Here is a 12,735-nt window from a genome sequence, read left to right as displayed (position 1 = left end):
CTGCCGTAAAAACTCGACGGGAAGCAACATGCGTAACGAAACGACACAACTCAGACGCGGACTAAACGCGCGACATATCCGCTTTATGGCGCTTGGCTCAGCCATCGGCACCGGTCTGTTCTACGGCTCCGCGGGAGCCATCCAATTGGCTGGCCCTGCGGTGCTGCTGGCTTATCTGGTCGGAGGCGCGGCGGTCTTTATGGTAATGCGCGCGCTGGGTGAAATGGCGGTGCATCAGCCGGTCTCCGGCTCCTTCGGTCATTATGCCAGCCACTACCTTGGCCCCTTGGCCGGTTTCCTCACCGGCTGGACCTATACCTTCGAAATGGTGATTGTTGCCCTGGCGGACGTTACCGCCTTCGGCATCTATATGGGGCTGTGGTTCCCGGACGTTGCCCAATGGGTGTGGGTACTCAGCATCATCATGTTCATCGGCGCGCTCAACCTGTGCAGCGTGAAAGTGTTCGGCGAAATGGAGTTCTGGCTGTCGTTGATCAAGGTGGCGGCAATCGTCGCGATGATTATCGGCGGCGCGGCGGTGATGCTGTTTGGCTTCGGTCAGGCTCAGCACGCCACCGGCCTCAGCAACCTGTGGCAGCACGGTGGCTTTATGCCTAACGGCATCGGCGGCGTGGTTGCTTCGCTGGCGGTGGTGATGTTCGCCTTCGGCGGCATTGAGATCATCGGCATTACCGCCAGCGAGGCAAAAGACCCCGCGAAGGTGCTGCCGAAAGCGATCAATGCGGTACCGATTCGCATTCTGCTGTTCTACGTGCTGACGCTGCTGGTGTTGATGGCAATCTATCCCTGGAACAGCATCGGCCAAAACGGCAGCCCGTTTGTTGAGATCTTCAGCAATCTGGGCATCAGTTCCGCCGCCAACGTGCTGAATGTGGTGGTGATCACCGCCGCCATTTCCGCCATCAACAGCGATATCTTCGGTGCCGGCCGCATGATGTACGGTATGGCGCAGGAAGGTCAGGCACCCAAAAGCTTCACTCGCCTGACCGGTAACGGCGTGCCCTGGATGACGGTGCTGGTGATGTCCATTGCCCTGCTGTTGGGGGTGGTGCTCAATTACCTGATCCCAAAACAGGTGTTTATGATCATCGCCTCCATCGCCACCTTCGCCACCGTTTGGGTATGGCTGATGATCCTGCTATCACAAATTGCCATGCGCCGCACGCTGACGCCGCAAGAGGTCAGCAAACTGAGCTTCCCGGTTCCCTGGTGGCCGGTCGCACCGGCACTGGCGACGATATTTATGCTGTTCGTCATCGGCCTGCTCGGTTACTTCGAAGACAGCCGCATTGCCCTGTACGTAGGGTTGGTGTGGGTAGCCTTCCTTACCCTGGCTTACTGGTTGTGGGTACGTAAAAAAGGCGGGGGTTCACCCGTCACGTCCTCACCACAGTATTAGTCTCACGAGCCCGCCGTTCCCGGGCTCTTCGTCATTAACGTGGAGTATCACCATGCAAACACGACACAAATTATGGATACCGCTGATCGCGCTCGGGCTGATGACAGGCAACCTCTCCGCACGCGCAGCAGGCTGGTGCAAATCCGGCACAAGTCGGTCAAGAAAGCGGGCAAGGCGGTCAGCGTTGGTGCCCCCATTGTCGGCGCAGTTGAAGGCTGGTAGGTGCCACGTTATGTAATTGAAGGCGATGCCAAGCGTAAGTTGAAACCGCTGGCGCCTGAGCTGGTGCAGGTGTTGTCAAAAGTGAATCTGCCGCTCAGTCTGATTAACCAGAATCTGGCGCGCATGAGCAAGGAACGCATCAGCTCCCAGAAGCTGGAGCTGGTCGCCACGCTGCTGGCGGTGATTATCGGCATTCTGCAAGGCATATTGGCGGCGCGTTGCGATCGCGTACGGGCGGTATTGATGCTGTTCGGCCTGAGCAAGGTGCCGGCCATTCTGGCGACGGTGCTCTATGCCACGCCACCGCTGATCCGCCTGACCAATTTGGGCATCCGCCAAATGGACAAGGAAGTGATGGAGTCCGTCACCGCCTTTGACGCCAACCGCTGGCAGAAGCTGTTCGGCGTCCAGTTGCCGCTGGCGCTGCCGAGCATCATGGCCGGTATCAACCAGACCACCATGATGTCGTTATAGATGGTAGTGGACGCGTCAATGATCGGCGCTAGTGGGCTGGACGAAGACGTATTGGGTGCCATGAGCTTTGAAGCCCTGCGTGGACAAATTGCCGCCTTCGACGAGGAAATACTGGCGTTGAAACCGCACCCTGGCATGCAACGGGTGGGCGCTACTGCACGGCAGCGAGGTGATTGCCGCCAGCAAAGGTATTCGCACTCAGGATGCGCTGAGCATCCGCTCGATTCCACAGGTGCACGGTGCCTGCCGCGATCAGATGGCTCATGCCGAACGACAGATTGAAACCGAGCTGAACGGCACCACCGATAACCCGTTGCTGCTTGGCACGCCGGATAATTTCCGCGTCATGTCACAGGCCAACCCGCACGGCGAATCGGTCGCGATGGCCGCCGATGTGTTGGCGATCGCTATCGCCGAACTCGGCGGTATTGCGGAACGGCGCATCGATCGTCTGATTAACCCGCTGGTCAGCGGTTTGCCGCCATTTTTGGTCAGTGAGCCGGGCGTCAACTCCGGCATGATGATCGCTCAATACGTGGCGGCATCGCTGTGCGCAGAGAACCGCCAGCTGGCCCAGCCTTGCGTAGTGGATAACTATGTCACTTCGGCGCTGCAGGAAGATCACCTCAGTCTAGGGACCGGTGCGGCATTGCGGCTGCATAAGCTGTTGGCCAACGTTAACCAGATCCTGGCGATTGAATATCTGTTGGCGGCGCAGGCCTTCGAGTTTTTGCAACCGCAACGCGTCGGCGAAGGTACCGGGCGCGCCTGGCGACTGCTGCGTCAAAGGGTAGAACCTTACCATCAGGATCGCTGGTTGGCGCCCGACATTGCCAGCAGCGCCGCGCTATTGCAGGACGAACAGGCGCTGGTGGAAATTGCCCCTGCGCTAGATTAACGCTTGCCCCTCCCCGCTGGGTGGGGGCATCAAGGCTAGCTTTGCGCCAAGGCCTGGCGGATATCGGCCTGCAGGTCGCCAAGATCTTCCAGACCGGCGGACAAGCGTATCAGCCCGTCGCTGATATGGTGACGCTGCCGCTCTTCGGGGCTGTAGGCCGAGTGGGTCATGCTGGCGGGATGCTGCGCCAGCGATTCGCAATCCCCCAGGCTGACCGCGCGCAAGATCAAACGCAGCGCATTGAGGAAGCGAATGCCCGCCGCCATACCGCCTTTGAGTTCAAACGCCAGCATGCCGCCTGGCCGCGCCATTTGCCGCTGCGCCAACTCATACTGGGGAAAATCCTCCAGTCCGGGATAATAGACACGTTCTACCGCCGAATGCTGAGCCAGCATTTCCGCCAAACGCTGGGCGTTGTCGCAATGGCGTTCCATACGCAACGGTAGGGTTTTCAGCCCGCGCAGCAGCAATGCCGCATCCTGAGCCGACAGCACCGCACCGTTCATGTCTTTCAGCCCAACTAAACGGATGTCCTGCGCCAAATCCTGCCGCGTCACCACCAGTCCAGCCAACAGATCGCCATGCCCCCCGATGTATTTGGTGGCAGAGTGCACCACTATATCGGCCCCCTGTTCCAGCGGCCGTTGCAGATACGGGGTGCAATAGGTGTTATCCACCAGCAACAGCGCCTGTTGGCGATGAGCAATTTCGGCGACTGCGTCAATATCGACCAAACGCATATTCGGGTTGGCCGGCGTTTCGCAATACACCATGCGGGTCCGGGGGCCGATCGCCGCCGCCAGACGCTCCGGGCGGGTCAGGTCTACGTGAGTGATTTTCACACCGTAGCGCGCCAATCCGTGATGAAAATAACTGAAGGTGCAGCCGTAAATCGTCTCGTCAACGATCAGCTCGTCGCCCGGATTGAGCAGTGTCCAGCAGCAGGCTGTAATCGCGCCCATACCGGAGGAAAACGCCACCGCAGCTTCGCCCCCCTCCAGATTGGCTATCCGCTGTTCCAGCAGGTTGAGGGTCGGGTTGGCAATGCGTGAATAAAAATACCCCGGCTCAGTGCCTTCAAAGCAGGCACCGCCATATTCCGCCGTCGGGAACGTAAAGGTCGAGCTCATAAACACCGGGGGACAGAGCGCTCCCAGATACTGCTGGGGATCGTAACCGTGATGGATCGCGCGTGTTGCAAAGGCTTGCCTGAAGATGGCAGACATGACAACTCCTTAACTGAGTGAGTGAAAACAATGATGCTTAGTTCGTTCAAACATCCGTGGGCAGTGCGCTGCTGCGCATACGCTGACCAACGATTTGCAAAGTACGCAGCACCAGCATCAGGCCCAGTAAGGTATCCGGCTGCCGCAACAAGGCGTACAGCGCACGAAAATTGACGGGTGAGGGATCCAACTGCAACTCGGTATGCGCCATTTTCAGCGCCATTCCGCCCTCCCATCCCGCAGCCACCAGGCCTTCAAAGACGCCGGAGAGTTTTTCCACCAGCGCGTTATCGGCGATATCCACCAGGTCAGACAGCAGCGACAACAGATCGACCACGTTATCGAGCCGACCGCCGGCCAGCAGCGGCTGTAGCTTCTCCAGCAAAGCCGCCAGGGGTTCATGTTCAGATGCGTTCATAGGCCCTCCGTTAAATCAGCCCGCGTACCGTCGCCCAGTAGAGTCCGCGATTAAAACCGTTGCGCAGCATGCCGCCGACTTTGGTTGAAGGTGTCGGCAGCACATCGTTGCGGTAGTCGTAAACCAGCGGCATCCCGGCTTGCAGCCCCATTTGAGCAATGGCCTGCACCTTGCCGTCGTAGTGGCTAACGGTCTGGCCCAGCCTCAGTTCCGCCACGATATTGTCGGCAATCACCGGCGCCTGATTGTGGCAGGAGCCACCGGCCTTGCTGACCGGCAAATCCACCGTATCGCCGATGACATAGACCCCTTGTTGGCCGTAGACCTGCAGCGTCTGATGGTCGGTCGGCAACCAGCCTTCGCCGTTATGCCCCTCGCTCAGCCCCGTGTTCCGCACTGCCTCTACCGCACGGATAGGTGGGGTAGCCATCAAAATATCGAACGGCTGCTGCTCACCTTCGGCGGAAAAAGCGATTTTCTGCTGCTCATCCACCCGGCTGAGAGTAAACCCGCGCTGATGGCGAATATCCCGCGCGGCGAAAATACCGGGCAAGGCCTCTGCGGTTGGACGCTGTAAAAACAGGCAGTTACGCAGCAACTGCGAAACACTGGGGTAGGTATAAACAATTTCAACCGCTTTACGCACTCCGCGTCGACGCAGGTAATCATCGAGCATCAGGGTGGTTTCTATCGGGGCAATACCGCACTGGTGCGGCACATTGGGCGTTTCGGGGAAGGAGACGGTGATAAAAATTCGGCCTTTTTCGATGCTCGACAGCTTTTGTGCCAGCTGGCGGGCGGCCTGATATTGGTAAAAATGATCGCCTGCCTGCGCCAACCCTTCGATACGCTCCGGCCAGGGCACGCAGCCGGTGGCAAACACCAGAAAATCATACGGGTACTGTTTGCCACTGCGGGTATGGATCACTCGCTGAGTTAAATCAAAGCGCTCCGCTTTATCGACAATAAACTGAATTTCCGGACGCAGCAGACTTTGCTGTGAGCGGGTTAATTCCTGTTTGAAAAAAGCGTTAAAGGCAACGTACATAAAAGCGGGTTTATAATAATGAATCGGAGAATCCGAAATCATCAATAACTCAACTTTATTATTCAATATTTCCCGATGTAATTTCGTGGCCAGTAAATTGGCCAATATGGTCCCTCCGGTACCCCCACCGACTATCACAATCCTGTTTCGCATCAAACCCTCACCCAGCCGAGTCACGGCTCGGCAATTTTTAGGGAAACGAATGGAGGCAGGAATACAGGCTTAATTCTTCTGCCTTACTGGCAGTCTAGTAACGAAAAAATATAAAGCAATAGAAAAGAGAATATATAAAATAGGAATTTTATTATTATAATTAATACATCAAGTTAAAAAAACAGATAATACGATATTAGTTCAATAATAATAAATAACTCACTATCACTTATGTAAATAACCAGTGATAAAAAAACCCGCCGGAGCGGGTTTCATTTAGCAACGAACCAAACCGTTATTACTGACCTTTAACTTCTTTCAGGCCATTGAACGGAGCGCGTGCACCCAGCGCTTCTTCGATACGGATCAGTTGGTTGTATTTAGCAACGCGGTCAGAACGGCTCATAGAACCGGTTTTGATCTGGCCAGCCGCAGTACCCACAGCCAGGTCGGCGATGGTTGCGTCTTCGGTTTCACCTGAACGGTGAGAGATCACCGCGGTGTAGCCTGCGTCTTTCGCCATCTTGATAGCAGCCAGAGTTTCGGTCAGAGAACCGATCTGGTTGAATTTGATCAGGATGGAGTTAGCGATGCCTTTCTCGATACCTTCTTTCAGGATCTTGGTGTTGGTAACGAACAGGTCGTCGCCCACCAGCTGGATTTTGTCGCCCAGCACTTTGGTCTGGTATGCGAAACCATCCCAGTCAGATTCGTCCAGGCCGTCTTCGATAGACACGATTGGATATTGTTTGGTCAGCTCTTCCAGGAAGTGAGTGAACTCTTCGGAAGTGAAGGCTTTGTTGCCTTCGCCGGCCAGGACGTATTTACCGTCTTTGTAGAACTCGGAAGCCGCACAGTCCATCGCCAGGGTCACGTCTTTGCCCAGCTCGTAGCCTGCTGCTTTTACCGCTTCAGCGATAACAGCCAGGGCTTCGGCGTTGGAACCCAGGTTTGGTGCGTAGCCGCCTTCGTCACCTACAGCGGTATTCAGGCCTTTGGCCTTCAGCACTTTCGCCAGGTGATGGAAAACTTCAGAACCGATGCGAACGGCTTCTTTCAGGGTTTTCGCGCCAACCGGCTGAATCATGAATTCCTGAATGTCGACGTTGTTGTCAGCGTGCTCGCCGCCGTTGATGATGTTCATCATAGGCAGTGGCATAGAGAATTTGCCTGGAGTGCCGTTCAGCTCAGCGATGTGCTCATACAGCGGCATACCTTTGGAAGCTGCAGCCGCTTTAGCCGCTGCCAGGGAAACCGCCAGAATGGCGTTAGCGCCGAACTGGGATTTGTTCTCAGTACCGTCCAGGTCGATCATGATCTTGTCGATGTTAGCCTGGTCTTTGGCATCTTTGCCCAATACTGCCTGAGCGATCGGGCCGTTTACTGCAGCAACGGCTTTCAGTACGCCTTTACCCAGGAAACGAGACTTGTCACCGTCACGCAGTTCCAGTGCTTCACGGGAACCGGTAGAAGCACCTGACGGCGCAGCAGCCAGACCTACGAAACCGCCTTCCAGATGCACTTCGGCTTCAACAGTCGGGTTACCGCGGGAGTCGATGATTTCACGACCGATGACTTTAACGATTTTGGACATTAGGTTTTCCTCAGTACAAGTTAAACTAAAACTCCAGACAAACAGCGCGCGGTTCTCACCGCGCGCCGCCTACCAAATATTTTATTTCACCTGGCGCTTCTGATACTCACCAGCGGCCTTCACAAAGCCGGCGAACAACGGATGACCATCACGCGGCGTCGAAGTAAATTCCGGGTGGAACTGACAAGCTACAAACCACGGGTGATTCGGCAGTTCGATAATCTCAACCAGCTTGTTGTCTGCGGAACGGCCGGCAACCAACAGCCCGGCGGCTTCAATTTGCTTCAACAGCATGTTGTTAACTTCATAACGGTGACGATGACGTTCAACAATGGTCGGTTCGCCGTACATCTGACGCACAAGGCTATTGTCGGTCAGGTGACATTGCTGGCCACCGACACGCATCGTGCCACCCAAATCGCTTTCTTCGGTACGGACTTCGACGTTGCCGTCTTCGTCACGCCATTCGGTGATCAATGCCACCACCGGGTACTTACAGTCTGGCACAAACTCGGTTGAGTTGGCGTTCTCCATACCCACAACGTTGCGGGCGAACTCCATCAGCGCCACCTGCATACCCAGGCAGATGCCCAGATAAGGGATGTTGTTTTCACGCGCATAACGCGCGGTCATCACCTTGCCTTCTACGCCACGGTAGCCGAAGCCGCCTGGGATCAGGATCGCATCCAGACCTTTCAGCACTTCTACGCCGCGGGTTTCAACATCCTGCGAGTCGATCAGCTTGATGTTCACGGTCAGACGATTTTTCAGGCCGCCGTGTTTCAGCGCTTCAATCACCGACTTATAAGCATCCGGCAGTTCGACATATTTGCCGACCATACCGATAGTCACTTCGCCGCCCGGATTGGCTTCTTCGTAAATAACCTGCTCCCACTCGGCCAGGTTGGCTTCCGGCGCGTTGAGGCTGAATCGTTTACAAATATAATCATCAAGCCCCTGAGATTTCAATAGGCCTGGGATTTTATAAATAGAATCAACGTCTTTCAGGGAGATAACGGCTTTTTCCGGCACGTTACAGAAAAGTGCGATTTTCGCGCGTTCGTTAGCAGGAACTGTGCGATCGGAACGGCAAATCAGCACATCTGGCTGAATACCGATGGAAAGCAGTTCTTTTACGGAATGCTGAGTAGGTTTGGTTTTCACTTCACCGGCAGCGGCCATGTACGGCACCAGAGTCAGGTGCATGTACAGGGTGTGCTCACGGCCCACTTCCACGGCCATCTGGCGGATGGCTTCCAGGAACGGCAGCGATTCGATATCGCCGACGGTACCGCCGATCTCAACCAACACCACGTCGTGGCCTTCGCCGCCTTCGAGGATGCGCTCTTTGATCGCGTTGGTGATGTGCGGGATGACCTGTACGGTTGCGCCCAGATAGTCGCCACGGCGTTCTTTACGCAGAACGTCGGAGTAAATGCGACCGGTGGTGAAGTTGTTGCGGCGCGACATTTTGGTGCGGATGTAGCGCTCGTAGTGACCCAAATCCAGATCGGTTTCTGCGCCGTCTTCGGTGACGAAAACTTCCCCATGCTGAATCGGGCTCATGGTGCCCGGATCCACGTTGATGTACGGGTCCAGTTTCATGATGGTAACGTTGAGGCCACGGGCTTCAAGAATAGCCGCCAGAGAGGCTGCGGCAATGCCTTTACCCAGAGAGGATACGACCCCGCCGGTCACAAAAATATAATTAGTTGTCATGCTGAACCTGAGAGTTTAGGTTTAAAGACGATGGAAGAACCAAGACGGGAAAGTAGTATACCCGAACCTCTCCAGACCTACAAACGATCGTTTTACTGTCCATCATCTCTGTCACCATCAAGGGTTCATCAGGGTTTACTCTATCGGCCTGCCAGATCCTGTCTTTTTAAAACAAGGAGTTAGCATAGAAAAATTTATTTTTCCGCCCTTTCGAGACAATAAAACGCCTTAGATTTCAGTTTGTTGGCGTTTTGCTGTCGGTAAGCCACGGTTCAGCAAACTATGACTCTGAGCTTAACCGTTTCAGCTTGGGTGAACCTTGTCGCCGATCAAGATTAAGCTACTGCGACAATCCTAGGACACCCGAGCGGCAGATTAGTTTTCCTGGCGCTTAACCTGCTGCCACGCCTCTTCCATCTGCTCCAGCGTTGCTTCGCCCATCTGCAGCCCACGCTGTTGGATAATCTCTTCTACCTGACGGAAACGGCGCTCGAACTTGCGGTTGGCTGCCTGCAACGCATTTTCTGCCTTATGGCCAAGATGGCGCGATAAATTCACCGTGGCGAACAGCAGATCGCCGATTTCCTCTTCCAGTTTCTGTTCGTCGACTACCGCCTGCTGCGCTTCATGCATCACTTCGTCGATCTCTTCGTACACCTTGTCCAGCACCGGGCCCAACGTATGCCAGTCAAAACCGACCGAAGCGCAGCGTTTCTGAATCTTGTGCGCCTTCATCAGCGCCGGCAGCGCCTGAGGAATGTCATCCAGCGCAGAATGCAGCGCTTTCTCTGCACGCTCACCGGCCTTCAACTGCTCCCAGCGGGCCGCAACGGCCTCGCTGTCCGCGGCATCGGCTTCCCCGAAAATGTGCGGATGACGGCGTTCCAGCTTGTCGCTGATGGCGTTACACACCTCGTCGAAGTCAAACAGCCCCTGCTCCTGGCCCATCTGGGCGTAGAACACCACCTGGAACAGCAGGTCCCCCAGTTCGTCACGCAGATCGCCGTAGTCCTGACGTTCGATAGCGTCCAGTACCTCGTAGGTTTCTTCCAGCGTGTAAGGGGCGATGGTGGCGAAGGTTTGTTTGCGGTCCCATGGGCAACCGACCTGCGGATCGCGCAGTGTTTTCATGATGTTCAGCAAGCGGTGCAGTGGAGAAGATTGGGTCATAAGAAAGTCTCTGACAAAAGAATCGGCGCCGGTCATTAATGTAGCGGCGCAGCGTGCTGCGCCCGGGTCAATCGGGGCGAATAGGTTCGCCCCCTACGATAACTGAAGCCACGGAGCCTGGCCAACAATGATGTGGCCCGAAAGACGCAGCTGATTTAGCTGCCGTGCAGGCGTTTGGCGTCTATCACGTCCGGCAGTTGATTGAGCTTGGCTAACACCCGGCCCAGTACCTGTTGGTTGTAGATTTCAATGTCCATATCGATGGTTGCCAGCTGTTTTTTGGTGTCGCTGCGGCTGGCGACGCCCAGCACGTTGACCTTTTCGTTGGCCAAAATGGTGGTGATGTCACGCAGCAGGCCGCTGCGATCGTTGGCCATCACGCGCACCACCAGCGAGTAACCGCTGGAATAGCTTTCGCCCCACACCGCATCCACGATACGTTCCGGCGCGTGCGATTGCAGATCCACCAGTTGGTCACAGTCCGCACGGTGAATGGAGATGCCGCGCCCCTGGGTGATAAAACCGATAATATCGTCGCCCGGGATCGGCTGGCAGCAACGGGCAATGTGGTGCATCAGGTTGCCTACCCCTTCCACCACCACCCGGCCGTTGTCCTTACTGCGGGTTGCCGGCGGCGCTTTCTGCTGCACCAACTGCCGCAGCGCTTCGCGATCCTGCTCTTCGGCGCTCGGTTTGTTGAACTTGCCCTGCAGGAAATTCACCATCTGATTCAGGCGAATATCACCGCCGCCAATCGCCGCCAGTATTTCATCCAGCGAATTCATGTTGTAACGCGGGATCAGCAGCTTCTCGGCCTCTTTCAGGCTGATACCGAGGTGTTCCAGCTCGCTGTCCAGCATCTGGCGACCGGCAAGGATATTTTTATCGCGATCCTGCTTGCGGAACCAGTTGTGGATCTTGGAGCGTCCACGGCTGGTGGTGATATAACCGAGGTTCGGGTTCAGCCAGTCGCGGCTTGGGTTCGGCTGCTTCTGGGTGATGATTTCAATCTGGTCACCCATCCGCAGCTGGTAGGTAAAGGGCACGATGCGGCCGCCAATTTTGGCACCGATGCAACGGTGGCCGACGTCGCTGTGAATATGATAAGCGAAGTCGAGCGGCGTAGAGCCTGCTGGCAGATCCACCACGTCGCCTTTCGGGGTAAATACATAAACCCGATCGTCGAACACTTGGCTGCGAACCTCGTCGAGCATCTCGCCGGAGTCCGCCATCTCTTCCTGCCAGGCGATCAGTTTGCGCAGCCAGGCGATACGTTCCTCGTAGCCTGAGCGAACCGTCGCAACCGCACCCTCTTTGTATTTCCAGTGCGCGGCGACACCCAGTTCTGCATCTTCATGCATCTGCCGGGTGCGGATCTGAATTTCCAGCGTTTTCCCGCGCGGCCCCAGTACTACGGTGTGGATCGACTGATAACCGTTGGGTTTCGGGTTGGCGACGTAGTCGTCGAACTCATCCGGCAGATGGCGGAAGTGGGTATGCACAATCCCCAGCGCGGCATAGCAGTCCTGCAAGCGTTCGACCACCACGCGTACCGCGCGCACGTCAAACAGCTCATCAAACGCCAACGCCTTCTTCTGCATCTTGCGCCAGATGCTGTAAATGTGTTTTGGACGACCGTAGATGTCCGCCTTGACGCCTTCATCGACCATCGCATTACGCAGCGAGGCGACGAAATCGTCAATAAACTGTTCGCGATCGATGCGGCGTTCGTGCAGCAGCTTGGCGATGCGTTTGTACTCGTCCGGATGCAGGTAGCGGAAGCAGAAATCCTCCAGCTCCCATTTGAGCTGCCCGATACCCAGACGGTTAGCCAGCGGCGCATAGATATTCGAACACTCTTTTGCCGCCAGCACGCGCTCGTCTTCCGGCGCATCTTTCACTTCGCGCAGGTGAGCGATACGCTCCGCCAGCTTGATGACCACGCAGCGGAAATCCTCCACCATCGCCAACAGCATGCGGCGCACGTTGTCGACCTGTTCGGAGGCCATCGAATCGTTTTGAGTGGCTTTCAGTTGGCGGATGGCGTCCATATCGCGTACGCCATGCACCAGATAGGTGATGCCCTTGCCGAACTCTTCAGTCAGGGTTTCTTCTTGCACGATGCCGGCGTCCACCAGCGGGAACAGCAGCGCGGCGCGCATGCTGTCGTTATCCATGCTCAGAGTAGAGAGGATCTCGACCATTTCCAGCCCGCGCCACAGCAACAGCGGCGCATTAGGATGGTTCTGGGTCTGCTGCTCACAGTAACGCCAGGTTGCGGCTAATCGCTCACATGACTGCGGGTTAGGTAGCCCCAAGCTGGCAATCCACTCGTCGAGAGCAAATTCACCAGCCGTGTTCAGATGTGCACTTCTTACCGCAACCATACCCTC

Annotated in this window: 9 protein-coding genes and 1 pseudogene; 3 read left to right on the top strand and 7 right to left on the bottom strand. The window is 56.1% G+C overall.

Annotated features, from left to right (window positions below; genetic code table 11):
* Positions 1 to 28: 28 nt before the first annotated feature.
* The 3 genes and pseudogenes from AC1RKC_RS18295 to AC1RKC_RS18285 all read left to right on the top strand — a co-directional run bounded on the left by AC1RKC_RS18295 (position 29) and on the right by AC1RKC_RS18285 (position 3,014).
* The gene (locus AC1RKC_RS18295) at positions 29 to 1,420 is read left to right on the top strand and encodes an amino acid permease (RefSeq protein WP_048762947.1); all 1,392 of its coding nucleotides are present in this window, start codon (positions 29 to 31) and stop codon (positions 1,418 to 1,420) included.
* A gap of 222 nt (positions 1,421 to 1,642) precedes the next feature.
* Complete coding sequence (locus tag AC1RKC_RS18290) at positions 1,643 to 2,116, top strand: ABC transporter permease subunit (RefSeq protein WP_235437182.1); 474 nt, start codon at positions 1,643 to 1,645, stop codon at positions 2,114 to 2,116.
* Positions 2,117 to 3,014, top strand: a pseudogene (locus tag AC1RKC_RS18285) (aromatic amino acid lyase).
* 35 nt (positions 3,015 to 3,049) lie between these two features.
* On the opposite strand, the gene AC1RKC_RS18280 reads toward AC1RKC_RS18285, so the two are convergent.
* The 7 genes from AC1RKC_RS18280 to relA form a co-directional block, all read right to left on the bottom strand.
* Entirely contained in the window at positions 3,050 to 4,240 is a 1,191-nt protein-coding gene (locus AC1RKC_RS18280) for a methionine gamma-lyase (protein WP_493092672.1), read from the bottom strand.
* A gap of 46 nt (positions 4,241 to 4,286) precedes the next feature.
* A complete protein-coding gene (locus AC1RKC_RS18275; RefSeq protein WP_020825244.1) occupies positions 4,287 to 4,658 on the bottom strand; it encodes a hypothetical protein in 372 nt (123 codons plus the stop codon).
* A 10-nt stretch (positions 4,659 to 4,668) separates the two neighbouring features.
* Complete coding sequence (locus AC1RKC_RS18270; RefSeq protein WP_048762943.1) at positions 4,669 to 5,859, bottom strand: NAD(P)/FAD-dependent oxidoreductase; 1,191 nt, start codon at positions 5,857 to 5,859, stop codon at positions 4,669 to 4,671.
* 298 nt (positions 5,860 to 6,157) lie between these two features.
* Positions 6,158 to 7,453: a phosphopyruvate hydratase gene (gene eno, locus AC1RKC_RS18265; protein ID WP_020825242.1), complete on the bottom strand. Its 1,296-nt coding sequence runs from the start codon at positions 7,451 to 7,453 to the stop codon at positions 6,158 to 6,160.
* An 81-nt stretch (positions 7,454 to 7,534) separates the two neighbouring features.
* A complete protein-coding gene (pyrG, locus tag AC1RKC_RS18260) occupies positions 7,535 to 9,172 on the bottom strand; it encodes a glutamine hydrolyzing CTP synthase (protein ID WP_020825241.1) in 1,638 nt (545 codons plus the stop codon).
* 375 nt (positions 9,173 to 9,547) lie between these two features.
* Positions 9,548 to 10,342: a nucleoside triphosphate pyrophosphohydrolase gene (gene mazG, locus AC1RKC_RS18255; RefSeq protein WP_128864996.1), complete on the bottom strand. Its 795-nt coding sequence runs from the start codon at positions 10,340 to 10,342 to the stop codon at positions 9,548 to 9,550.
* Positions 10,343 to 10,497: 155 nt separating this feature from the next.
* Complete coding sequence (gene relA / locus AC1RKC_RS18250; RefSeq protein WP_020825239.1) at positions 10,498 to 12,729, bottom strand: GTP diphosphokinase; 2,232 nt, start codon at positions 12,727 to 12,729, stop codon at positions 10,498 to 10,500.
* Positions 12,730 to 12,735 lie beyond the last annotated feature (6 nt).

It is taken from the genome of Serratia sp. GW822-FHT06E05 (assembly GCF_058799445.1).
This window is presented reverse-complemented; position numbering and strand designations above follow the sequence as displayed.

Bases quoted from the DNA above. Each gene is read 5' to 3' on its own strand.
- AC1RKC_RS18295 (WP_048762947.1), top strand. From the start codon at position 29: ATGCGTAACGAAACGACACAACTCAGACGCGGACTAAACGCGCGACAT.
- AC1RKC_RS18275 (WP_020825244.1), bottom strand. From the start codon at position 4,658: ATGAACGCATCTGAACATGAACCCCTGGCGGCTTTGCTGGAGAAGCTA.
- mazG (WP_128864996.1), bottom strand. From the start codon at position 10,342: ATGACCCAATCTTCTCCACTGCACCGCTTGCTGAACATCATGAAAACA.
- eno (WP_020825242.1), bottom strand. From the start codon at position 7,453: ATGTCCAAAATCGTTAAAGTCATCGGTCGTGAAATCATCGACTCCCGC.
- AC1RKC_RS18270 (WP_048762943.1), bottom strand. From the start codon at position 5,859: ATGCGAAACAGGATTGTGATAGTCGGTGGGGGTACCGGAGGGACCATA.
- pyrG (WP_020825241.1), bottom strand. From the start codon at position 9,172: ATGACAACTAATTATATTTTTGTGACCGGCGGGGTCGTATCCTCTCTG.
- AC1RKC_RS18280 (WP_493092672.1), bottom strand. From the start codon at position 4,240: ATGTCTGCCATCTTCAGGCAAGCCTTTGCAACACGCGCGATCCATCAC.
- relA (WP_020825239.1), bottom strand. From the start codon at position 12,729: ATGGTTGCGGTAAGAAGTGCACATCTGAACACGGCTGGTGAATTTGCT.